A 24,269-nucleotide genomic window follows, 5' to 3' on the forward strand; every position below is an offset into this window, starting at 1 on the left:
CTCGTCTCCTTAGCGCTGGAATAGTTTGCCAGATGGATGGTTAGAACCATGGACCTGACTATGACAGTTCAAGCAGCTGCGGCCACCTGTAAAGGCATTACCGCCAACAGTTGAGCCTTGTTCTGTATTACCCATGTAGGCATTGCTGGCATGGCCATCGCTGGCATGGCATTGCTGGCATAGCTGAGGAGCACGAGTATTTAGCATACCTTCGTTTACGCTGCCGTGTGGGTTATGACAGGTCACACAGTTTTCAGTGACGGGGGCATGTTCCCATAGCTTTGGGCCGCGTTTTTCAGCATGACATGAGTAGCAAGTTTCATTTACGCTTGGCTTTACCAAGTCTGAATCTGCCATAGTGCCGTGTGGATTATGACAATCGCTACAGGTCATTTGGTTCCATTTCATTGGATGACTAGAGCGCTTGTTCATGTCCGCTTTTTGCTTAGTGTGACAGCTAGTACAGACTTCCATCTCAGTGTTTTTTGACAGCACTGGATCTTTTTCCGTATGTACCGAGTGACATGATGCACAGGCAACATCGGCATTGTCGTGATGACCGCCATTCCAAGACATACGCTTATCATCTTGGTGACAACTCATACAGACGCTGTTTTGCTTTTCTGCTGATAGAGTGGAATCAGGGCCAAAGGTGATCATTGGCTCATTACCACCCTTATTGTGTTTACCCATTGGGCCGTGGCATGACTCACATTGCAGACCCGCCATTGGGCTATTGCTGGAGTGTGTCGCGCCGTGGACACCTTTAAATAGGTCCATCACTTTTTCTGATTTACCGTGGCACATCAAACAGGTGTCGGCACCTTTTGGTGAGTATTGGCCTTCTGCGAACTTTTTGTCCAGGGTGGCTTCTACTTCATCGGGCGTCATTTTTGCGTCCCACTTCGATGCGATAGCACTGTGGCTTATACCCAAACTAAGCACCGCAGCAGCCATAACGGCTGGGATGAGGCTTTTGAATTTGTTTACGATTTTCATAATAGACTTCCTAATTTGCACAAATTTTCGAAAAGTAGGGGAGAGCACTCCCCTCGTTTTTCATTTCAAGATGAGCAAATTACATCTTAACCGCAGTGTGATCTTCGATAACAGGAGCATGACAGTAGAAACAGGTTTCTAACTGAGCAGCATCGTTAGCGACATCTTTTGCACCATTAATGATCGCACCTTGGCTTTCTGCATGGGCTTTAACGCTATCGCTGGTGTGACATGAAGTACATGTCGCAGTGATAGGTGTAGTGTATAGGCTCTCTTGGCTTGGTGTGTAAGGGTTTATTACTTTAGTTGCTAATGCGCCTTTCACTTTGAATGCGTCAAGGTTAAAGTCGTTATGACACTGAGCACAATCTTTGATGATGCCTTGCTCGCCGTGAACCACGTGGAGTTTCATCTCTAACGCACCTTTATTGGTGCCGCCTGCATAAGTACCGTCTGGTGTATGACAAGCCACACATGCATCAACACCTATGATTGGCATATCGTTAGCATCTTTTGCGTGTGAAAGCTGCTCAGACATCACGAAACCAGCATGGTGGCTACCTTTGTGGATTTCGAACTCAGGTGTATGACAAGAAGCACAAGCGGTAAAGTTAACAGAGTCAACGTGACGCATGCTTGGGGTTTGACCTGATAATGAAGCGAAAGCTAAATCCGCTTTCATCGCGGTGTACTTATCAGCGTCGCCACCGTCAAATGCAGGGTCTTCGCATTTTACGAATTTGCCAGCTTCTGAACACATAGCCCAACCAACAAAGGTAAAGGCGGTTTCGTTATCAGCACCGGCTTCAGTATTTAGCATAAGCTCTTTAGTGGTTGTGTAAACTAGCTTACCGTCTTGGATAGTCGCTTTTGCATCCACTACACCGTTCTTAATGGCGTTGATTGAGTCTTTACCGCCGTAGCCTAAGGTCACATTATTTGGACCCACGTTGGTGACGATTTCAACGCGCTGGATCATTGGCAGAACGTCATTGATATCAACATTTTCGCCAGCAGTATTAACGATTTGAATGCTAATGGTCGCTGCTTTAGTTGTTGAATCGATAGTAGACTCAGTTTGGATACCATATTGATCGATCAGTGCTTTTTTCTGAATTGCATTTTCGCTGTGGATCTCTTCAGTCCAGCTCGCGTTATGACAGGCGACGCAGTTGCTGTTGTCACTTTGCTGTGAGTGGCCTTTACCGGCTTGGAAGTCGATATTTACGTGACAGCTAGTACAGGTTTCCATGGTTGGAACTCGTGACCAGTTGCCCCACTCTGCAAGATCATCAGATTGTACGTGACAGGCTTGACAGTTGTCTTGAACGATAGCATGTGCTGTCTCAGCACTCAGTTCCATGTTTGGGCCGTACATTTTTGCATCGTTATGGACGTTATGAACAAGGTGGCTAAAGGCAACTTGTGGCTTACCTCTGCTATCAGCTAATTCCTGAGTATGACAAGAGATACAAGTTTCGACATTATAGCCGTGATAAATTTCCTGTCCTTCGCCGTGACAGGTATTACAGCTGGCGGTGGCGACAATATTCTTTGTATAAAGCGGTGCATAACCTTCGCCAGAGAAATCTTGGGATATCTCGGTACGTGGCACAGTAGTCACACCGTCTTGCAGCGTCGCCGCGCTGGCAATTACGTTAAAACGTTGTGTTAGTTCAGGGTTGTAGCCTTCTACCTCGACAGTAAGGCTGTAGTTGCCGTTCTTGTGGTCAGTAAACGCTTTCTGAGAGCCGATAAATTGCCATTGTGCACTATCGCCTGCACCAGTTGAACCTTGTGGAAGTAACTGAACAGCTTTCTTAACTTCAAGCTTTGTTAGGCCAACCACGGGTAGGTCTTCTTCGTTGGTGGCAAATACATTAATGGTTGGTACACCATTGTCATAAGAGACTTTGGTAATATCCAAGTTTAATGTATCGATATGATCAGCGGCAGAACCACCTGGGTTACCTGGGTTACCGTCATTACCATCGCTGCCGCCACAACCACTAAGAGCCATAGAGACTGCACTTGCTGCGAGAAGCAGCGCAAATTTATTATTTCTTATGTTCATCATTTTTTCCCTGCATAGGTTTGGCATCGTCTTAAGTGCATGGACAGTTTTCTGTTCCGATTCTCATTTATAAGTAGTGCAACCTAAGTCAATGCTGGAAATAGAAATCCCCAAGGAAATGCTAACGTAACAGGCGCCTAAAATCTGCCAAACTGGCTCTAATGTGTGACCGAGATCTTTCTATTTCTAAAGGGGTAGTTTATCGAGGTAGGAAAGGCTAATTTAGAATGAAAATCGGCCTATAAATTAACCAATTATTTACAATTTGTTTATAAAAATACATTTACTGTTTCTAAATAAAAACAAAGGGAGGCAAAGCCTCCCTTCGGGAATTAAATTTCAAATAAAGTGAGTAATACTCACTTTAGGTGATCTTCAATTAATGGCCGTGAAGTGCCATGACTTTCTCTGGCGTATGACAGGTTTGGCAAGTTTCTGCTGCACGAGTACGTACATCGTCTGCACTTGTACCATCTAAAATACCGCCGTTAGTTTCGATGTGAGATTGACCCGCATCGCTTAAGTGAGCTTGGTGACAACTTAAACATGCACCCGCATCTGACGATACCCATATACCTGCACTGTCTTTAGTTTCAAGATTAGGATAGTTCCATACACGATCAGGCGAGCGGCCTAAGGTGATACCATTATCGATCCCGTTTCTAGAGTCTTCGGCCGTGTGACAAGTCAAGCAATCTGTCTTCATTACCGTTCCAGATTTAAGCCCGCTGCCCCATTTGGCATTCATATCATGCCCTGCTGCATGGTGCGCTTTATAGGCATAGCTGGTAGGGCTATCAAACAGACCTGAACTACGAACAGATTCTTTAACTGACTTATCTGAAGTGTGACAAGTTTGGCAGTTGTAGTCGTTATTGTAGTGGTGGTTCTCTTGGTTATGACAACCTTGACACTTAGTTGGGTCAATGATGTCACGGCGAGAAGCCGCTTTAGCAGTATCGTCTACAGCACCGTCTTTCCAGACGAAATGTAGCGGAGCATCTTTGGCTTCAATTTTACGCACACCGTCGGTAGCACAAGCCGTTAGTTCAATGTCCGCAACGCCGTATCCACCATTGTTGAAACACACTTTTAGTGCTGACCACAACTCAAATGTTTTACCATTAGCATCGGCTGGTACATCAAATTTAGTGCCCGTTAATGTGTAGGTTTTGGTTGCCGCATCATAGACACCCTCTTTTAGGGCAATACGACGATTGCTATAAGAGGCTTCGCTGTATGCAGGGAAATCTTTATCGACATCCCATGCTACGACAACACGTGAGCTTGGGTCTAAGAACTCGCCGTCAATGGCTGCGCCATTTTGGTCAAGTACTTGTACGTTGAACACGAATTTACCGTTTGCATCAACGCCGATGTCGCTGAATTTCACGCTCATCTCACGAGCTTCGTTGTAAGCTTTCAGTACATCGCCGTGACGTTTGAATGCACTACCTGTTCCGCCGTAAGGTTCAGTACTGTTGTGACATGCGACACAATCAGTGCTGCCATGATGCGCTGATGGTTTTTCGCTATGACAACCGATACAAGCCGTGTTGCTTAGATCTGCTTTGAACAAATCAGCATTGGCAGGTGCGTTAGCCCCTTCAACGTGACATGAACTACAGTCAGCAGCAGGCTTTTGTGGGAACATCACCTTGCCATAGTCGTGAACGCCGCCGCCATAGCCGATAACTTTGTAAGGTGCTGGCACTTCGACGCCATCGGCATCATAAGTGTGGCGCTCATTTCCTCTATGGATCGCATGGATCATGTAGGTAAAGTCGACACTGTTACCCGTCTCAGGGTCGCCAGATGTTGCCGTATGGCATGAGGCGCAATTTTCGATATTAATGCGTCGACCGCCATGTAAAGCAAGGCTTTCTGGTTGGTGACAGGTGTAACAGGCTTCGATTGAAACCACATCACGAGTCTGAATATCTTCAGTTTTACCCGTTGAAGGTTGGAAATCGTAATTGGCGTTCGCGGTTACGTTAGGTTGCTCAAGCTCTAAGGTAATACGCTGAGTGGCATCGGCATCATAGGTGATGGTCAGTGGTGTCGTCACTTGGGCAATATTAGTCTGGAATGTGTAGCTGTAGCTACCATCTTGATTATCGACCAAACAGTCATCACATTTTGAAGCTTGCTCAACGTTGGCTTGATATTGAGTCGATGGGGTAATATCGGTTTCACCCTCAGGAACCCAACTTGGGTTTGGTGCTTTTTCAGCATTAATATAGGCTTGCCATTGGAAACCGCGATCAGCTTCAACGGCTGCCTCACCTTCGCCTGTGGTTTCAACTACGTGAGTTAATTGTGCAATGCCAAATCTTAAGTCGTGATCTTTGGTGAGACCGAGAACGGCGACGCCGTTAGCATCTTGAAGCGTAAAATCGACTTTTACCGTGCCAGCATCAATGCTTGCATTGGTAAATGTTGCTTTTAGGCTGGCGGTTGAGTCAATATTGACACCAATAACACCATCTTTTCCATCTTCACCATTTTTTCCGTCGCTGCCGCAACCTGATATGGCTAAAGAGAGAAGCCCTGCACCTAATACGGCTTTTGTCGCCGCATTAAAATTGAACTTTTTCATCATGATTATTCCCTGCAATAGTTTTAATCATCACTTGTCGGTTATTTAAGTTATTTAACACGTTCTCAAATGAGAACAGTTGTCGTTTGTAGTCTTTAAAAACAACCATTTAGTGTGTGGAATTTATTTCCACTTACAAGGCTATCGAAACAACCGCTTTTTGGCAGTTGTTTCAGTGTGCTTATGTGATTGAGATCTGACTATTTCTTTAGAGGTAGTGAAAAAGGCGCTTTTTTTGTGCAATTTTAATTTTTACTTAAGGAAACTCACTCTTAAGCCCTGTTAGATGTTGCTTTTTTGTATACATTTTTCGGCATATGATAATGGAGTTGAAATAGTTAAGTGGGTTTGTACAAAGCCGCAAATAAAAAGAGTGGAAAGGGTTGCTTTCCACTCTTGAGGGTAGGGTAGATGTATTTGCTATCGCTTAGTTTTGCTTATGCAGCTCAGCGACTTTTTCACTGTTGTGGCAAGTGAGGCATGATTCGCTATTGAGCATAGCTTGTTCATAAGTGCCTGCAACTACTCCCCCCATGCTTTCGATGTGTGATTTAGCTGCATCTTTACCACCACCGATATCGTAGCTGCTAGAGACGTGGCACGATGCACATACACCCGCCTGTGGGCTAGAAAAGGTTTCATCTTTTCTATTCCAACGCATTGGGGTTGAACGCGCATTTTCTAACCCAAAGTCATTGTCGCTATGGCATGCGCTACAGTTTGCACTGCTGACGAGTGATTGAACATCTTCGCGGCCGTGGGCTTTACCGAAAGTACCATGAACACGAACAATCATGCTGTTGTAATCACCGGCCTCATGACATTGAGCACAAGTATGTATATCGGCGTTACGATAGTGCGCGGCACCTTTGCGTGCGACCATGTCATTGTTATGACAGCTTGCACAGTTTTCATAATCGACCGCGCTTGCGCGTTCACTACCTTGGGTGCCATCAAGTTTAACAAACTCAGTTTTGGCAGCATTAGGGCTAAGTACACCTGTACAATTGCCTTCAGCATCAAGTGGAAGCAGGGTTGATGTCTTGTTATTAAAGCAAGTGTTAAAGCTAGAAGTAATAGCTAGGTCTGCACCGTTATTCAAGGCTTGTGCTAATGATGGTAGAACATAGCTAGCTTTTGAACCGTCGACGGTTACACTATAGCTACTATCTTGATTCGCAACTGCGGTGCCACTTGTACGGCTTGCTAAAAACGCATCAGGGCTTACTGAGTCTATGGCGTTGACATAAATCGACACGCGAGGCACGAATTCACCAGTCACCGCTTGTTCACCTTTCATTAGGTTCATGGTGAAAGTTAGCGTTGAGGTGGCTTCATCCCAGTTGATTTCGCTGTAGCTCGCATCAACTAAGATACCCGCTTGAGAAGCGGCTTCACGGCTGTCTTTTTCATGTCCAGCAAAGTGACGGAATGCGCCGCCGCGAGTATTGCCATCATTTGAGTTATGGCAACTGACACAACCAACTAGCACAGTATCTTCGCCAATGACTTCTGTACGGCTACCATAGTGGTAGTCACCGTGACAGGTTTGGCATCCAACCGTGTCTTTATCTGCAAACCAAGCTAATGCATGAGTTGTAAGGTCTTCTGGCAGTGTTTCTTCAGTCTCTGTGTAGCTAACGTGACAGCTTTGGCAGTCTGCCGTTGAAGTAGGGAAGTTAAGCTCAGCTTGTGGATTGCCCTCACTATCAAGCGCTGCACCATCAAATTCATAGGCAAATGCAGGGTTTTTAGCCGGATTTGCAATCACTGAGCTGAATTTCCCAAGCTCGCGACGCTCGCCTTCGGTAATACCAGTATGAATACCGTGTACTAAACCTTTGATGGAACCATCGAAGTTAAACTCAACTGTATTACCTTCACTGTCGACACCCGAGCCGCTATAAACTGTGTAGTCGGTATGGCAGAAACCACAACCATCGGCGGTGTTCCCATAGTTGCCATGACGAATATGGTCTTGACCAACGTGACAGTTAGTACAGGTTTCCATCTCCAGTACTTTCTTCGGTGACCCGACTGACTGTTGCGTTAGCGGATCCCAATAGTAAGCTTCGACATTTTTCAGCTTGTTTTGACCGACACCATAGGTCATCACGTAGATGCCTTGGATCTGGTTGACGTCGTAGTCGTAGTCTAAACCGTTAGTGTCTATGATATTGGGCGCGGTGATCTTGTATTTACCTTGGCCTAAATACGCAAGACAGGTTTCACCCTCAGGGCAGTCACGAGTAGGGCGCCAGTTGTTGGTGCCTGTCATAGGTACGCCATCTTTAGTGGTGTTTCGATAGGATAACCAAATTTGCTCATCTCCATCGGCTCTTGCCGTAACTTGGGTTCCATCTTCTAGTGCAAAAGGCGTAAAGGCCTCACTGCGAGTCCCCATGCGCCCGAAGGCAATTCTTAGAGGATCTTTTAGATTTTCTAATCCCGTTACGGCGACGCCATTAGGATTGGTTAGACTAAATTCAAAACTTAGGGTTTTTGAAGCCTCATCATAGTTTGCTAGTTCGACTTTAGTTTGAACTGCAGTTGCGCTGTTGATATCAATTGCGATTTCGCCAGGCTTGCCGTCTTCACCATCTTTACCATCGCTGCCACCACAACCGACCAGTGCTAAGGACAATACCCCAACACTAAAAGCTGCTTTGACTGCGGTACCGATTGAATACCGTTTCATCATTTTTCCCCTGCATGAGAGTGAGATCTATCTTTTTAGTATGGTTAAGGCAGATCTAAGTAACTGCTATTGCTTCAATTGCTTAGTTTTACCTTACTGGGATATTACCCAAAAGAGGTAGTAGGTTGAGAGTTAGTCTGTTCAAACGTGAACCAGATCGAGTGAGCCAGTAACGAGTGTGTACTTAGTGTTAAATTGCTTTTAAAACAATTGATTATATTGGCGTTATCAATGCATTATCATCAGGTTGAATAGGTAAAAGTGATGTATCTGAATTAGAGCTTAATAATTGAAAGGGATTTTTAATGGATACTTGATCTCAAACAAGGTTTGTTGCGTATTTTGAGATGCACAAACTACAGGGATCCTTGTGTATGTTTCTGGTTGGTTATCGATAAAGGTTTTTTTGTTTACCGTTGTGTTGTGATTTGGTTTTCTGATTGCTCCTTAAACTGTATTTGATGATGTCGTGGTACCTACGGATAGCACTAACACATAATCGCAATGACATTAGGCACGCTTAATGCTGTATTTTTAGTCTTAAATTAATCACAGCTAAATTGAGGCCAGTCAGTATAAAAAGTGAGCTGATTGGCGTGTTTTTTGGACATTAATTCAAGGTGAATGGTTACTCCTTTGCGAGGGCTATTCACCGTAGGAATAAGGCGTTAGATGTAAAGAGAGAAGTTATCGCTTCCCTCTTTACATCTCGATCAGAAATGCCGCATAAATAATGGCATTTAGTTGCCGTGTATACTCATTAGCTGTGCAGGAGTATGGCAAGTAGAGCAGGTTTCGGCCGCGCGTGTCCTGACATCATCAGCATCCATTCCATCGACAATTCCACCATTGGCAGCGATATGACTTGCGCCCGCCTCACTGAGGTATTTCTGGTGACAACTTAAGCAGGCTCCAGCATCTGAAGATACCCAAATATCGCTACCTGTAGTGGTATCGCCATATCGCCAAACGCGATCACTTGCTCTACCTAATTGAATACCATTTTTAACGCCGTCGTCGGTGTGGCATGTGGTGCAGTCGGTTTTCAACACTGTGCCCGATTGAACCCCTGCATACTTAAGATAATGACCTTGTGCTTCATGAGCCTTGAAAGCAAAGCTGGTGGGTTTGCGGCCTCCTGGGTAATCGCTATCACGGCTCGTGGTTTTATCTGGGGTATGGCAAGTTTGGCAGTTATAACCATTGTTGTAGTGATGGTTTTCCTGATTGTGGCAGCTCTGACATTTTGCGCTATCGATGATGGGACGTCGCTGCGCTATTGACGCTTCTGGATCTACGCCAGTGCCAGACCACACGAAGCGATAGGGGGCATCTTTGACCTCAATAGAACGTGTGGTGTCAGAGCACTCTGTCATAACAACGTCTGCAACACCATAACCACCATTATTGAAGCAGACTTCAACGGCTGACCATAGCTCAAAGGTTTTACCCGTTGCATTGGCTGGCATATTGAATGTACCTGCTACAATCGTAAAGGTCTTAGTGGCTGCATCATAAGCCCCATCAGAAAGTCTGAATCGACGTTGGTTGTATGACGCGTCGCTATAGGCCGGATAATCTTTATCGATATCCCAGGCCACGACGATTCGAGTGCCTTGCTCTATGAACTCGGCGCCGATGGCTGTACCAGTCGCATCTGTAAATTGCACATCGAACATGAGTTTATCATTCGCATCTAGCCCAATGTTGCTAAATGTCACGCTCATCGACTCTGCGAGCTTGTAAGCTTTTAGTACTTCGCCGTGGCGCTTTTCTGCACTACCCGTACCAGGATAGGTATCGGTTGAGTTGTGGCACGACATACAGTTTGTGCTACTGTGATTTTGCGATGGTTTTTCGCTGTGGCATGCGATACAGGCGTTATTACTTAAATCGGCTTTAAACAGATCGGCATTACTGGGTGCTCCACTTCCTTCGACATGGCATGAAGCGCAATCGGCAGCAGGCTTTTGTGGGAACATCACCTTGCCGTAATCGTGTAGACTACCTCCATACCCCACTATCTTATAAGGCGCAGGAACATAACCATCTGCGGTACTGGTTTGTCTATCTTGGCCTTTATGGATGGCGTGGATCATGTAGCTAAATTCGATGCTATTGCCACTTTCTGGATCGCCAGATGTTGCGGTATGACAACTGGCGCAGTTTTCCAACGCTATCCTTCTGCCACCATGGAGTGCAAGGCTTTCTGGCTGGTGACAGGTATAACATGCATCAATGCTCACCACATTGCGAGTTTGAATGTCCTCCGTTGCACCTGAAGAGGGTTGCCAGTCACGATGAGCGTTGGCGGTCGCTTGGGGTAATTTTAGCTCTAAAGTGACCCGCTGGGTGTTGTCAGCACTGTAGTTGATAGTAAGAGGTTCGGTGACATTGGCTATATTTCGTTGGAAGGAATAAGTGTAACTGCCATCTAGGTTATCCGTTAGGCAGTCATCACAAGCGCTGGCCGCTTCGACATTGGCTTGGTATTGCGCTGATGGATTGAGACCTGTTTTATCATCGGGGAGCGAACCGGGTTGTTTCAGTGTATTAATATAGGCTTGCCACTGGAAACCCCGATTAAACTCTTGGTTATCTATGGTTTCCGTGACGGGAGTGAGTTGAGCGATACCAAAGCGAAGATCATAATCTTTGGTTAGCCCTAAAACAGCAACGCCATTGGCATTTTCTAATTTGAAGGTGACAGAAACGGTGCCGTTATCTACCGATGCTGCTGTAAATTCGGCCATGATGCTTGATGTGGTGTCAATATTGACGCCGATAGGGCCATCGGGACCATCTTCGCCATCTTTACCATCGCTTCCGCAGCCGAAAAGGAGCGCGCTGCATGTCAGTGCTACTATGCTCCAAGCGGTACCTTTTGTTCTTATATCCATAATAGTGATTTCCCTATTAATGCATTTGATAACCGTGTGAGGCTCGCGCTAGAGTTGAATCTAGCGCAATGGTCACTATTCTATTGGGTGAACTTTTAATACATCTGTCGGAGCGCCCTGACCATGGCAGGTAGTACAGCTTTCAGTACCCGATGTGGCATCAGAGAGTGTACCCATAAACACGGCTCCTTGTTGGATCATGTGGTTCTTAGTCGTATCGCCGTCGTGACAATCACTACAGATGGCAGCCGTTGGACTCGTGTATAACTCGCCAGAAATAGCCAGTGGTTTCACGCCCGCAGAAAGCGGCAGTGCCACAGTGGCAATCCCATTATCTTGAGCATGACACTGAGAGCAGTTACCAATCTCACCAGGGTAATTGGTTGATTCATAACCTTCTCGATTGCCACTATGAATGCTATGGATTAAATGCTTAAAGTCGGCAGTGGCCGTTGATGGATTGTCGGTTGCATCGGCGACCATATTCGGGTTGTGACAAATCTGACACTGTCCCGCTAAGTCATTACGTGAACCATGGAAGTTGAGTTGTTGATCGCCATGACAGCTGCCACAGGTTTCGTTAGTGACAACGACTCGGCGTCCGCTGTCAGAAAGCGATTGGGAACTGAAAAATTGATGGCTCGACTTGATAGGGACTTCGCTATTACCTTCGTTGCTGCAGTCTCCCAATAGGCCTTCTGAAGCGCAAATCTTGCCTTGGATCGCTAAGGTGCCTTTATCCATCTCGCTTCCCATAGGTACGGTAACGCCTGCAATTTGGTAGCTATAACTTCCCGCACTGCCAGAGAGGGGAGTGACTTCTTGGAGTTTTATTGATTTAGGCGAGCGGGTGGCATAGTCGAAACTGGTGCCCCAATTGGCGTAGACTCGCAGATCAGAGATGAAACTCAATTTATCGGCACTGTTGGTGTAGATTTCACCTGAACTTGGATTTTGCAAGGTGACAGTAAATGAGACTGTGTCACCCGATAAGGATGCGGCGCTGATCTGTGGTTGGAACTGGGCTAATGCTTTGTCATTGCCTCCATCATTGTGGACGCTGGCTGTCCAGTCGGCGTTATGACAGGCAACACAATTAGCGTTATTTGCCTGGGTTGGATGACCTTCACCCGCTTTGAAATCGATACGAGTATGGCATGAGCCACAGGTTTCCATGGTTGGTACTCTAGCCCAATTTAGCTGCTCTGATAATGTTTCATCTTCGGTGTGGCAGGTTTGACAATTTGCCAAGGAACCTGGAAATCCAGTTAAATGTTTACCATGGATCATCTGCGGGAAAATATTATCAGGGTTACTCACGTGATCGGCGTTGTGGCAGGTGACGCAGGTCTCAACCTGATTATATCTACTGCGGTGGAAAGCCAAGTTGTTATGACAGGTGTTACAGCTTGCTACCTTGATAATATTGCGGGTGTAGACAGGAGCTGTGCTTTGGCCATTCTCAGGTGCTTGCCAATCAAAATGCTGATTAGTGACGGGTAACTGGGTACCATCAGGCAGGCTATCTCCACCGACTTTGACGACGATGCGTTGGGTGGCTCCGGCCTCATAGCTGACCTCATTCATGCCGTTAAATGCCGCGCTAAAAGTATAGCTATAGTTGCCGTTCTTGTGGTCTAGGTACTCTCCTGGGCAACTAGTCGCACAGGTTTCCGAGGTGAAATATTGCCATTGTGAGCTGTCACCAGCGTTGGTATAGCCTTGAGGGAGTAACTGGGCTGCGATAAATGTACTCGTTGCCACGCCAACCACGGGCTCATCATCTTGATTGGTTATCCGGTAATTCACCTTTGCTATACCATCTTGCATAGCGACCTCATCAAATGAGATCTGCAGTGTGCTAATATCCATCGCTGGTGGGCCACCTGGCTCGCCTGGATTTCCAGGGGTGCCATCATCGCCCCCACAGCCACTGAGCAAGATAGCAAGTCCTATAGCGGCCCCGTAATATGTTTTGTTTGTCATCTTTTTCATCATCTCTTCCTTGGCATTTTGGTGATTGGCATCAGTTAGAGTTGATAACTCAATGTCAGTCCAAAGTAGTGGGCACCGTAGTCGTGGCTTAAGTCTCCAAAACTCAGCACGTTGGGCAAGGTATCAAGGGTTAATCCTTGATTTGCCCAATCGGCGTCTTGGTATTGCTCATATATCCAATCGAATCGCAGGCCTACGCGCTCACTGACTCGATAATCAGCAAAGGCGTTAATGTTATGTTTGGTTGAGAAGTCGCTGCCGTAAGGAGAGCGCAATCCTTGGACGACTTGGGTATCACTTTGGCCATCGGCATAGGTATAATCTAGGCCGAGATTGAGTTTTTTATCCATTAAGTTGGCGTAATTGATACCGGCACCAATGAGTGTGGATTGCTCTTCTGAGCTTGAATACCAATTGGGCGTTGCATAATTACTACTGCCAGCTTGATCGCTATCTCGCCAATCTTGGTTCAAAAAGGCATTGAGATTGAGATTATCGTTAATAGTGTATTGCGCTGACAGGTCATAGCCTTGGGTTTCTACATTTGTAAGCCCAATGAGAGTGTCTGTGTAATCGTCTTGCATCCAATGTGCATTTGCACTGATGTTGTAGCTGTCGCCTGAATAACTCGTGTACAAGGCATAGCGTTGGCGTTCTCTATCGGCCAAATAGCTTTTTCTAAGTAGTGGGTTACTCGGACTCGATGTGGTATTTACCGCTTGATAGCTGCTGCCTGAACGGTCACTGGCTTGGGCTTTTAGCCACAGTTGCCATTGTGATGAAACCCGATAGTTAAATTTACCAAATAGGGTTAACTCTTGAAGGCTCTGTCGGTCTAAATCGCTGTAGTTATTATGATCATATTCATAACCTACATCGATATAGGCGGCAGGTGCGATGCGATATTTTGCTGCTATATTTACCTGCTGCTTGGTTCTGTCGTATTCGGGGTTGGCTGCATTTCCTGCGTAGTAGCTGTCGGTAACAATTTGTGGATAGCTATTGATCTCAGTTTTGTTATCGCGGTCGCGATAGTCATAGCTTGCTCTAAGCGATAATTCTCGAGTGATTCGCCCAGAGTAGTTCAGTTTCATCTCAATAATATCGACTTGGCCATCTAAGTTAGCACTGGGCAACATTGGTGAAGGGCCATTGATGGTCGCTGGCAGATAAGCCTGATCTTGGGTCATGCGAGTAAACCCAATATGCATTAACACTTGCTGGCCAGCGTCTGAAAATTGCGTACTGCCTGCAATTCGATAGGCTTTGTTGTCTGGCGCTACCGAACTTTGTCCAAAATAGGCTGCACCAAAGGTTGGGGTGAAAGCGGACTGCCAGTGGAGTGATTGTTCATCGTTACTGTAATGACTCAATCCGGCATCTATGCCCGCTAACCAATTGTCACCGCTAAGATATAACTTAGCGTTGAGCTCATCGGTCGAATCATCGATGCGCTGGGCAAGCATGGTACTGTTTGTCAGCAGATTAGCACTGGCGGTACGTTGGCCTTGGCGCTGTTCATGCTGGTAATCAATCTCAGCCTTATAGAAGTCACCGCGATAAGCACCATTTAGTCGATAGCGATCTCTGGCTATCTTTAATTCTGTCGCTACGCTGCTGGCGTTAAGTTCGCTCATTTGCGCTGTTGTCGCCCCCGCTTGCCATTGCTGGGGTAATTGCCAACGACCATTTTGGGTTGTATAGGGAGTTAATGCCTGATTGGTATCATAGTGCGTAATGCCGCGATAAGCGGCTGTAATAGCATATTGTCCAGGTTTGCCAGTGGTGAGAGCGGCAGAGCCGTTTTCATAACCTAATTTATCAGCTTTGAATCTTGTTCTATAACCTGTTTCATTTTGGTGCGTAACATTGGCTTCAAGACTGGCGACGACGCCATCCTTGTCTGTTCCTGTGGTATTGCCAAAACGACTATCTTCGCCATCATTATGGGCTGCACCTATGCCTATCTGACCATGAGTGCCAGTGGTGACAGCGCAGCGCTGGCATTTCCAACCGTCTAGCTTTAATGAGTCTCGGTTTGCCGACGAGATACCATATCCTTCGCTGTAAGCCATGGTGCTAATAATGGCGAATGCTAGGGTGCTAAGGCGAAGCGGTAGCCTATTGTGTCGATTGTGATTATTCATGCTAATGCTCCCTATTAACGCTGTAATAATTTGCCGGATGGATGGTTAGAACCGTGAACTTGGTTGTGGCAGTTCATGCAACTCTGACCGGCATTAAATGCGTTTGGAGTATTGCCAAAGACGGCATTGGAGGTGTGTCCATCTGAGGCGTGGCATTGCTGGCATAATTGTGGTGGCTTAGCGATCAACATAGCTTCGTTGACGCTACCGTGGGGATTGTGGCAATTGGCACAGTTATCTGTGACTGGAGCATGTTCCCACAGTTTAGGGCCGCGTTTTTCTGCGTGGCAGGCGTAGCAGTTTTCGTTGACGCTCATCTGCTTAAGGCTTGAGTCATTTAGGCTGCCGTGGGGATTGTGGCAGTCGCTACAGGTCATCTGTTGCCATTGCATAGGATGCGCGCTGCGTTTATGCAGATCGGCTTTTTGTTGAGTATGACAAGTGGTACACACGTTGACCTCTTGGGTCTTGTCTAAAATGGGATCGTGTCCTGTGTGCACTTGATGGCAGTCACTACAGGCAACATCGGCAGTATCGTGATGATTTCCATCCCATGCCATCCGCTTATCATCGTTGTGACAGCTCATACATACACTGTTTTGTTTGAAGGCTGGAACGGGGGAGTTGGCCCCAAAGGTGATCATAGGTTCCTTGCCCCCTTTGTTATGCTTGCCCATGGGACCGTGGCAAGCTTCACACTGCAGATCTGCCATTGGTGAGCCTTTGATCTGAGCATTGCCATGAACACCATCAAATAGTGCCATAACGGTTTGGCTTTTCTTGTGACACATTAGGCAGGTGTCTGCGCCTTTTGGGGAGTATTGCCCTTGTGCGAATTTTTCATCGAGGATCTGTTCAACCTCTTTTGCTGGGGTTTTATCCCATGGAGTTGCTATTACTGTGATGCTAAATAGCAGTGATGTAGTTAATAAACCAACTGTTTTAATTTGGTTTATTAAGAAAGTAGAATCCATTTTCATCATTTTCCGTCCCAAGCACGTTACGCTAGTTTTTAATTGTTGTTATTAATTAATGACTAATTTACCAAACTTAGATAATAGGCTGAAAATGTGATCTATGTGTGAAAATAATGTTGTCGATTTGCTTTGGTTACTTAAGTTTTTTAAGGAATTAGCACAAAATGTGACCTGGCTCACGTTAAGGCGTGGTTGGATGCTTATGAATTGTCATTCGCAATGAAAATCATTATCATTTAATAAATGGTTTTACTCATTGAGATATCTGTCACATAATATAAAATACAATTGAAAACTATTATCGTTTCCAATCCCAAATATTGATCTAGATAAAGTTATTTTAGCGGATGCTCCGTTAGAATCGGTGTTAGTTAAGATTATTCGAGGCCTGAAAAGGTAGTAATACGATATGAAATTAAGCGAATTGAAGCCTGGCGATAGCGCCGTTATCTCAGCCGTTGGTCAAATTGACCTGCCAGCTGTCGTTAAACGTAAACTCCTATCGATGGGCATAACACCGAATACCTCTTTTACCTTATTGAGAAGAGCTCCTATGGGGTCTGGGCTCGAGTTGGCAATTCGTGGCAGCAAATTATGTATGCGTAAAGATTTAGCGGATGTAATCGAGGTGGATGCTGCTCATGGTTAAACAATTTCATTGTGTCACTGTAGGTAATCCAAACGCGGGTAAATCGACTCTTTTTAATGCGCTTACTGGTGCTAATCAACAGGTTGGTAACTGGTCTGGTGTAACGGTTGAGAAAAAGACGGGTCAGTTCACGCTTAATGGCGCCGATGTATTATTAACCGATCTTCCAGGTATCTATGATCTCTTGCCTGCTGGCAGTAGCTGTGACTGCTCGCTTGACGAGCAGATCGCGCAACAATATCTTGCTGATGCCACCATGGATGGCATTATTAACCTTGTTGATGCGACGAATATCGAACGACATCTTTATCTCACCGTGCAGTTGAGGGAACTCGGTATTCCTATGGTTGTGGTGATCAATAAGATCGACGCAGCTAAGGCTCATGGGATTGAAATTGATACTGTAGCAATGAGTGAGCAGTTAGGTTGCCCTGTTATTGCGGTATGTTCTAGAGATGAAGCAGATATTGAGCAGGTAAAAGCACAAGTTGTCGACCTGCTCGATGGTAAAGTCTCCGAAGCACCTTTAGTTCTTAATTACGATGAGCAAATCGAAGCAGGCATTGCGGCACTATTGATCCGTGATGAGACGCTTAGCCGTGGCCGTGCATTAGCCATGTTAGGTAATGGTTTAGGTTGTGGCCAGTGTAAAAATGGCCAAATGCTTACCGAGGTTGCACAGTGCTCAGAAGGATTGGCCGCCAAAGGACAAGATATTGAGATCATGGTAGCCACCACTCGTTTTGATTTTGTTCAACAGGTGTTTACTCAATCTGTAAGTAACGGTGATGTGCAGACGATGAGCGATCGTCTCGACAAAATCGTATTGCATCCTATTGCTGGCATTCCCATTTTCTTGTTGGTTATGTATTTAATGTTCATGTTCAGCATTAATGTCGGCAGCGCATTTATCGATTTCTTTGACATTGCGGCGGGCGCTTTGTTCGTCGACCACCTCGGTTCTTGGATGAGCAATGTCGGTGCTCCAGCGTGGCTAGTGACTCTTGTTGCTGGTGGGGTTGGTCAGGGGATTCAAACCGTTGCTACCTTTATTCCTGTCATCGCCGCTTTGTTCTTGGCGCTTTCTATATTAGAAGGTTCAGGTTACATGGCGAGAGCGGCATTTGTGGTTGATGGCCTGATGCGGCGTATCGGTCTGCCAGGGAAAGCTTTCGTACCTATGATTGTCGGTTTCGGATGTTCCGTGCCCGCGATTATGGCCACGCGTACCTTAGGTAGTGAGCGTGAGCGTATTGTTACCGGTATGATGGCACCATTTATGTCTTGTGGTGCACGTCTTCCTGTATATGCGTTATTTGCCGCCGCCTTTTTCCCTGAATCGGGTCAAAATTTGGTGTTTCTATTGTATATCATCGGTATTTTTGCGGCGATTGGCACCGGGTTATTATTGCGCTCAACGATATTACCTGGCACCAGCAGCGCCGTGGTGATGGAACTTCCTAATTACGAGAAGCCTAAATTTAAGGCCGTCATGGCGCGCACGGGTAAGCGTACTAAGAGTTTCATAAAAGGGGCGGGTAAAACCATTGTTATCGTTGTAACCTTACTGAACTTTATCAATGCTATTGGCATCGATGGATCATTTGGTCATGAGAATAGCTCTGAATCTGTATTAAGTGTGGCTAGCCAAAAAGTGACGCCGCTATTTTCTCCCATGGGCATTGAGCCTGATAACTGGCCAGCGACAGTGGGGATCATTACAGGTATTTTTGCCAAAGAGGCGGTAGTTGGCACGCTAAACAGTTTGTATTCGACGGCATCCGGTGATGAGGAAGCGCTTAAGCCGTTAAGTGAGAGCTTTTCTGAGGCACTTGCGACTATCCCTGAAAACTTATTTGGAATTGCACCTGATGACCCTCTGTCACTCTCTGTTGGTGATCTCTCAACGGTCGAATCAGCATCGGCAGAGTTAGAAGTAGAGACGACAACTTTTAGTGCGCTGCAAGCCGGATTCTCCGGTGTGGTTGCTGCATTTGCGTATCTACTGTTTATTCTGCTGTATACTCCTTGTGTTGCGGCAATGGGGGCTTTAGTCGGCGAGTTTGGTTCACGTTGGGCGACATTCGCAGCAACATGGACATTTGGCTTAGCCTATGGCACAGCGACAGTGTTCTATCAGGCGGCTACGTTTGCGGTTCATCCGGTGCAGTCGAGTTTGTGGATTGGCGTCTTCGTTGTCGCACTGATCAGCTTCTATTTATGGTTAAAGCGCAAGGCACCTAAGCCGCAGACGATGATCCCCGTTATCAATGTTGTGACCGAGTAGACCTTCTCATCATAGGAAAAGCAGCGATTCGTCGCTGCTTTTTTATTTTTGTCGCAAATGATGACGGTTTTTATGCGTCACCCGTTGTAACTCAACCAGATCTGTAGGAATATGCTGGTTTTCCCTAATTGATACTGATCGGCTAAAATGCGGATTGGTGATAGCACTGTTGGTAAAGAGGATTTCCATGAGTCATATGGACACTGAAGTTCGTCCAAGTAACTTCATTCGTAATATCATAGATGAAGATTTAGAAAGCGGTAAGCATAGCAAAGTACATACACGTTTTCCGCCAGAACCCAATGGTTATCTTCACATTGGTCACGCCAAGTCGATCTGTTTGAATTTTGGCTTAGCTCAAGACTACAAGGGTCTATGTAACTTACGTTTTGATGATACTAATCCTGAGAAAGAGGATATCGATTACGTTAACTCTATACAGGCTGACGTGCAGTGGTTAGGGTTTCAATGGGATGGCGATATTCGCTACTCGTCGAACTACTTCGATAAGCTTCATCAGTATGCCGTTGAATTGATCAATAAAGGGCTAGCCTATGTCTGTTTTCTTAATGGAGAACAGACCCGTGAGTACCGTGGCACTTTAAAAGAGCCAGGAAAAAACAGTCCTTACCGCGATACCTCCGTTGAAGAGAATTTAGCGTTATTTGAAAAAATGCGTAAAGGCGAGTTCAAGGAAGGCGAATGTTCACTGCGCGCGAAAGTGGATATGGCATCGCCGTTTATGTGTATGCGCGATCCTATTATTTACCGCATCCGTTTTGCTCACCATCATCAAACGGGTGATAAGTGGTGCATCTACCCAATGTATGACTTTACTCATTGTATCTCTGATGCGATCGAGAATATTACCCATTCATTGTGTACCTTGGAATTCCAAGACAATCGTCGTCTGTATGACTGGGTCTTGGATAACCTTGATGATTTCCAAGCGCCTAATCGTACTCGTCAGTATGAGTTCTCGCGTTTAAATCTTGAATACACCCTGATGTCTAAGCGTAAGCTTAATGATCTTGTTGTTCGTCATCTTGTTTCTGGTTGGGATGACCCTCGTATGCCAACGATTGCGGGTCTTCGTCGCCGTGGTTATACACCAGCATCAATCAGAGAGTTTTGCCGCCGTATCGGTGTGACTAAGCAAGACAATATGGTTGAAGTGGGCATGCTTGATGCGTGTATTCGTGAAGAGCTCAATGAGCATGCACCACGCGCTATGGCTGTGATTAATCCAGTTAAGCTTATTATTGAAAATTATCCAGAAGGGCAAATCGAGCATTTGACTGCGCCTGCCCATCCAACGATTGAGTCTATGGGTCATCGTGACTTGGCCTTTGGGCGTGAGATCTATATCGATGCAGATGATTTCCGTGAAGAGGCTAATAAAAAGTATAAGCGCCTAGTCCAAGGTAAAGAAGTACGTCTACGTAATGCTTATGTGATTAAAGCCGAGCGTTGCGAAAAAGATGCCGATGGCAATGTCACTGCAATTTATTGTACTTATGATGAGCAAACATTGGGTAAAAACCCCGCTGATGGCCGTAAAGTGAAAGGGGTGATCCATTGGGTCGAGGCAACAACTGCAGTTAAGGCAGAATTCCGTCTTTACGATAAGCTGTTTAATCAAGCAAACCCTGCGGCAGCCGAAACCGTTGATGAAGTGTTAAATCCTAATTCGTTGGTGGTTAAACACGGTTTGGTAGAGGCTGGTCTGGTTAATGCTGAAGCTGAAAAAGCCTATCAGTTTGAACGTGAAGGTTATTTCTGCGCCGATAGTAAAGACTCTTCGCCTGAGCAATTAGTATTTAACTTAACCGTTGCACTGCGAGATTCTTCAAACTAATAATTTAGTTAGTCAAAATTGATTAAAAGGCTTTAGGGTTTCCCCTAAAGCCTTTTTTATTATAAATATTGAGCTATCAATTTGGCTATTGATACATAGGGCCTAAACCCATACTCCATAAAATAATGCTCGATGCCATTAAGGCGACCAATAAAACAAGACCCGCTGTAACAACCGAACTGGCGTAGATAAAACCTTTCTCCTCAGGAATATTCATAATAATGGGAACGCCGGTGTACAGCAGATATACCGAGTAGGAAAGCCCTGCTAAGCCGACAACCATCATAAACCATAAAGAAGGATAGAGCGCTGCAAGTCCAACCATAAACAGTGGTGTTGCAGTATATGCCGCCAATTCTAATGCCTGGGTGTAGCTTGGCTCTGCATCGAATGTTTTAGCCATCCAAAAAGCAAGATAAGCCAGCGCAAATACGCCCGCGATTAGGCCAAAGTACATACTGATAGACATCATTAATGCGCTTTGGGACGTCAGAAACAGCGGATCGGATACGCCTAAGTTCCATCCGATTGTGGTTGAGGCAAAATAGGTGCAAATAGCGGGAATTAATGCGATCAATAAGACATGGCTTAAACTGCTTTTTACTGCTTCGTGGTTTTTCTCAATTGTGTGCCACTCTTCTTTTGGATGAGTGTATAACCCCATTAAGTGATTCAATATCATTATAGTTATCCTTGTTTAGCTTTAATCTGCGCTCGCCAAACTTCAGACGAACCCTGATGCCTTTTGGTCTGCTACCAAATAGACCTTAGGCTCCCAAACAGTCATATTATTGTGACTGACTTAGTTTATTTATTGAACATAAACTACTACTAGTCAAGCTAACTTTGAAATGTTAGGGGGGATCTATATGCCTAAGTTACGGTTTTTTGTTAAAATACTGGGTCTGTTTTACCACAATTATAGAGTGTTCAATGCAAGCGTTATTAGCGCCAATAAAGCAGTTTTTGCAATGCGAAACCCCCGATGAGTGGATAGCTGAGGCGATAAGACCAGAGCAGTTATCGGCGTTATTGATCGATCATTGTAATTGCGAACTAAAGGCGGCGCAGACAGCAATGTTTTTAATTCGCAAGTATGCGATTGACAAAGCCAGCGGTGAACTACTGCTTAACTGGGCCAAGCCCTATGAGGAGTTTGTTTATAATAAGCAACGTTCAGTTAAGGACTTTTTAGCTAGAGAAGCTAAAAAGAATGAGTTGATAGGAGAGTTGAAGCCTAAAGTGGGTGTGGATTATGGTCCCGACTTGATTGCAAAAATGGTTCGCTTAATAAAAGAAGAGTTTCATCATTTTGAACAAGTGTTAGCGATCATGCTGGCTCGCGATATTCCCTACCAAAACTTAACTGCTGGACGTTACGCTAAGGGGATGATGAAGCACGTTCGTACCCATGAACCAGCCACACTAATAGACAAGTTGATTGTTGGTGCTTTTATCGAAGCGCGCTCTTGTGAGCGATTTGCTAAGTTAGCCCCTCATTTGGATGAAGGGTTACGGAAGTTTTATGTGTCGCTGTTGCGCTCGGAGGCGCGCCACTATCAAGATTACTTAACACTGGCCCAAGAAATATCTGCCGACGATATCGCAGTGCGAGTCGATCACTTTGCTAAGGTTGAAGCTGAGTTAATTTGCGAGCCAGACAGAGAGTTTAAATTTCACTCAGGGCGTCCTGCTTAACCATTAAGTAGGTTGTGCTAGTTGCCAGTGAAAAGTTTATCACGGCAATGTAACTTAGCTGAACGGCAACGCCGTAAGACTTATCTCATCAGGAGTAATAGTTAGCACGCTGCCTTGATCATACCAGTCGCCGACTACAATGCGTTGGCGCTCATTTTCTAGGTGATGGATAAAAGGTCTGTGAGTGTGGCCATGGATCATCAAATCGACATCGGCTTTATCCATCAAGGCGTTTACCGCCGTTTGTTCGACATCCATGATGGTATAGCTTTTTTGCTGATTACTCTGCTGACTTTTACTGCGCAGTTTTGTGGCAATCCCTATCCTCTGCTTTTTGGGCAGATGATTGTAGATAAACTTGGCCCAGACTTGGTTTCTAAACCAGCGAAAGCGTTGGTAGGCTTTATCTAAAGTACACAAGCTGTCGCCGTGGAGCAGGACTGCTGATTTTCCATATAGGTTAAGTCGATGAACTTCTGGTAATAACGTCATGCCAGCTAAAGTGGCATAGCGTTTACCTATTAGAAAATCACGATTACCATGAATGAAATAGAGTGGAGTATGGGTTGAAAACTGCTTTAACCTTGCGGCTAATTCAGTGGCAAAAGGCTCTGCTATATCGTCGCCGACCCAGACTTCAAATAGATCGCCAAGAATATATAAAGCATCACATTCGGGGCTTATTTGATCGAGAAATTGATAAAAGGCATTGAGAATATCGGGGCGCTCGGCACTTAAGTGCAGGTCGCCCACGAACAGAGTATGATTTAGCAATGGATTATTCTGCTATTGTCACTTTTTCGATGATCACGGCTTCTAGTGGAACATCTTGGTGCATGCCACGATTACCTGTAGCAACGGCTTTGATTTGGTTGACAACGTCCATACCTTCAACAACTTGACCAAATACACAATAACCCCAGCCTTGTGAAGACTCGGATTTAAAATCTAAGAAGGTGTTGTCGTTGATGTTGATAAAGAACTGGGCTGTTGCTGAATGCGGATCTGAAGTTCTCGCCATTGCAATTGTGCCAACCTTATTCGACAGACCATTGTTAGCCTCATTCTCGATAGATTCGTTAACGCGCTTTTGCGCCATATCTTCGGTGAATCCACCACCTTGGACCATGAAACCGTCAATCACGCGGTGAAAGATAGTACCATCGTAAAAACCCTCTTCTACGTACTTAACGAAGTTGGCAGCCGTAATAGGCGCTTTTTCGGCATCTAATTCAATTTTGATTTCGCCGTGATTGGTTTGCATTATGATCATTTGATTCTTCTCATCGCTTGTAACAGATAGATAGCGCACGATTCTAGCCTATTACCTTTAACGCATAAAGCAATTCTCCTGACTTTTATCCTCGAAGCGCGCTAATTTGATGTGC

The 24,269-nt window shown here is 45.4% G+C and carries 15 protein-coding genes; 4 read left to right on the plus strand and 11 right to left on the minus strand.

From position 1 onward, the window contains the following. Positions 1-9: 9 nt before the first annotated feature. The 8 genes from K0I73_RS06680 to K0I73_RS06715 form a co-directional block, all read right to left on the minus strand. A complete protein-coding gene (locus tag K0I73_RS06680) occupies positions 10-999 on the minus strand; it encodes a DmsE family decaheme c-type cytochrome (RefSeq protein ID WP_220063715.1) in 990 nt (329 codons plus the stop codon). Positions 1,000-1,078: 79 nt separating this feature from the next. Next, positions 1,079-3,076, minus strand: a complete 1,998-nt coding sequence (locus K0I73_RS06685; protein ID WP_220063716.1) for an OmcA/MtrC family decaheme c-type cytochrome — start codon at positions 3,074-3,076, stop codon at positions 1,079-1,081. A 376-nt stretch (positions 3,077-3,452) separates the two neighbouring features. Next, positions 3,453-5,675 (minus strand): OmcA/MtrC family decaheme c-type cytochrome, encoded by a 2,223-nt coding sequence (locus K0I73_RS06690; protein WP_220063717.1) that lies wholly within the window; start codon positions 5,673-5,675, stop codon positions 3,453-3,455. Between the two features lie 424 nt (positions 5,676-6,099). Then, on the minus strand, positions 6,100-8,373 hold the full coding sequence (locus K0I73_RS06695; protein ID WP_220063718.1) for a multiheme c-type cytochrome: 2,274 nt from the start codon (positions 8,371-8,373) through the stop codon (positions 6,100-6,102). 737 nt (positions 8,374-9,110) lie between these two features. After that, complete coding sequence (locus K0I73_RS06700; protein ID WP_220063719.1) at positions 9,111-11,270, minus strand: OmcA/MtrC family decaheme c-type cytochrome; 2,160 nt, start codon at positions 11,268-11,270, stop codon at positions 9,111-9,113. 75 nt (positions 11,271-11,345) lie between these two features. After that, positions 11,346-13,265, minus strand: a complete 1,920-nt coding sequence (locus K0I73_RS06705) for an OmcA/MtrC family decaheme c-type cytochrome (RefSeq protein WP_220063720.1) — start codon at positions 13,263-13,265, stop codon at positions 11,346-11,348. A gap of 35 nt (positions 13,266-13,300) precedes the next feature. After that, on the minus strand, positions 13,301-15,412 hold the full coding sequence (locus K0I73_RS06710) for an MtrB/PioB family decaheme-associated outer membrane protein (RefSeq protein WP_220063721.1): 2,112 nt from the start codon (positions 15,410-15,412) through the stop codon (positions 13,301-13,303). A gap of 14 nt (positions 15,413-15,426) precedes the next feature. Then, positions 15,427-16,392, minus strand: coding sequence for a DmsE family decaheme c-type cytochrome (locus K0I73_RS06715; RefSeq protein WP_434086717.1), 966 nt, complete (start codon positions 16,390-16,392; stop codon positions 15,427-15,429). 406 nt (positions 16,393-16,798) lie between these two features. On the opposite strand from K0I73_RS06715, the gene K0I73_RS06720 reads away from it, so the two are divergent. The 3 genes from K0I73_RS06720 to glnS all read left to right on the plus strand — a co-directional run bounded on the left by K0I73_RS06720 (position 16,799) and on the right by glnS (position 21,183). Further along, positions 16,799-17,038: a FeoA family protein gene (locus tag K0I73_RS06720; RefSeq protein ID WP_220063722.1), complete on the plus strand. Its 240-nt coding sequence runs from the start codon at positions 16,799-16,801 to the stop codon at positions 17,036-17,038. Then, positions 17,031-19,325 carry a Fe(2+) transporter permease subunit FeoB gene (gene feoB / locus K0I73_RS06725; protein ID WP_220063723.1) on the plus strand — a complete coding sequence of 765 codons (2,295 nt, stop codon included), beginning with the start codon at positions 17,031-17,033 and terminating at the stop codon, positions 19,323-19,325. The genes K0I73_RS06720 and feoB overlap by 8 nt, the downstream gene beginning before the upstream one ends. Before the next feature lie 187 nt (positions 19,326-19,512). Beyond that, positions 19,513-21,183 carry a glutamine--tRNA ligase gene (gene glnS, locus K0I73_RS06730; protein WP_220063724.1) on the plus strand — a complete coding sequence of 557 codons (1,671 nt, stop codon included), beginning with the start codon at positions 19,513-19,515 and terminating at the stop codon, positions 21,181-21,183. A gap of 85 nt (positions 21,184-21,268) precedes the next feature. Here glnS and K0I73_RS06735 read toward each other — a convergent pair whose 3' ends face one another. Beyond that, the gene (locus K0I73_RS06735; protein WP_220063725.1) at positions 21,269-21,865 is read right to left on the minus strand and encodes a Yip1 family protein; all 597 of its coding nucleotides are present in this window, start codon (positions 21,863-21,865) and stop codon (positions 21,269-21,271) included. Between the two features lie 251 nt (positions 21,866-22,116). Between K0I73_RS06735 and miaE the strand changes: the two genes are divergently transcribed. Next, positions 22,117-22,881 (plus strand): tRNA isopentenyl-2-thiomethyl-A-37 hydroxylase MiaE, encoded by a 765-nt coding sequence (gene miaE / locus K0I73_RS06740; protein WP_220063726.1) that lies wholly within the window; start codon positions 22,117-22,119, stop codon positions 22,879-22,881. A gap of 54 nt (positions 22,882-22,935) precedes the next feature. On the opposite strand, the gene K0I73_RS06745 is transcribed toward miaE, so the two are convergent. Both K0I73_RS06745 and K0I73_RS06750 read right to left on the minus strand, forming a co-directional pair. Then, complete coding sequence (locus K0I73_RS06745; RefSeq protein WP_220063727.1) at positions 22,936-23,655, minus strand: UDP-2,3-diacylglucosamine diphosphatase; 720 nt, start codon at positions 23,653-23,655, stop codon at positions 22,936-22,938. A gap of 4 nt (positions 23,656-23,659) precedes the next feature. Beyond that, positions 23,660-24,154 (minus strand): peptidylprolyl isomerase, encoded by a 495-nt coding sequence (locus K0I73_RS06750; RefSeq protein WP_220063728.1) that lies wholly within the window; start codon positions 24,152-24,154, stop codon positions 23,660-23,662. Between the last annotated feature and the right edge of the window lie 115 nt (positions 24,155-24,269).

This window comes from Shewanella mesophila, from assembly GCF_019457515.1.
Lineage (GTDB): Bacteria > Pseudomonadota > Gammaproteobacteria > Enterobacterales > Shewanellaceae > Shewanella > Shewanella mesophila.

What these genes read in the sequence shown, in the direction of transcription:
- K0I73_RS06710 (WP_220063721.1), bottom strand. Translation starts at nt 15,412, where the DNA reads ATGAATAATCACAATCGACACAATAGGCTACCGCTTCGCCTTAGCACC.
- K0I73_RS06685 (WP_220063716.1), bottom strand. Translation starts at nt 3,076, where the DNA reads ATGATGAACATAAGAAATAATAAATTTGCGCTGCTTCTCGCAGCAAGT.
- K0I73_RS06750 (WP_220063728.1), bottom strand. Translation starts at nt 24,154, where the DNA reads ATGATCATAATGCAAACCAATCACGGCGAAATCAAAATTGAATTAGAT.
- K0I73_RS06705 (WP_220063720.1), bottom strand. Translation starts at nt 13,265, where the DNA reads ATGAAAAAGATGACAAACAAAACATATTACGGGGCCGCTATAGGACTT.
- glnS (WP_220063724.1), top strand. Translation starts at nt 19,513, where the DNA reads ATGAGTCATATGGACACTGAAGTTCGTCCAAGTAACTTCATTCGTAAT.
- feoB (WP_220063723.1), top strand. Translation starts at nt 17,031, where the DNA reads ATGGTTAAACAATTTCATTGTGTCACTGTAGGTAATCCAAACGCGGGT.
- K0I73_RS06715 (WP_434086717.1), bottom strand. Translation starts at nt 16,392, where the DNA reads ATGAAAATGGATTCTACTTTCTTAATAAACCAAATTAAAACAGTTGGT.
- K0I73_RS06690 (WP_220063717.1), bottom strand. Translation starts at nt 5,675, where the DNA reads ATGATGAAAAAGTTCAATTTTAATGCGGCGACAAAAGCCGTATTAGGT.
- K0I73_RS06700 (WP_220063719.1), bottom strand. Translation starts at nt 11,270, where the DNA reads ATGGATATAAGAACAAAAGGTACCGCTTGGAGCATAGTAGCACTGACA.
- K0I73_RS06735 (WP_220063725.1), bottom strand. Translation starts at nt 21,865, where the DNA reads ATGATATTGAATCACTTAATGGGGTTATACACTCATCCAAAAGAAGAG.
- K0I73_RS06720 (WP_220063722.1), top strand. Translation starts at nt 16,799, where the DNA reads ATGAAATTAAGCGAATTGAAGCCTGGCGATAGCGCCGTTATCTCAGCC.
- K0I73_RS06680 (WP_220063715.1), bottom strand. Translation starts at nt 999, where the DNA reads ATGAAAATCGTAAACAAATTCAAAAGCCTCATCCCAGCCGTTATGGCT.
- K0I73_RS06695 (WP_220063718.1), bottom strand. Translation starts at nt 8,373, where the DNA reads ATGATGAAACGGTATTCAATCGGTACCGCAGTCAAAGCAGCTTTTAGT.
- miaE (WP_220063726.1), top strand. Translation starts at nt 22,117, where the DNA reads ATGCAAGCGTTATTAGCGCCAATAAAGCAGTTTTTGCAATGCGAAACC.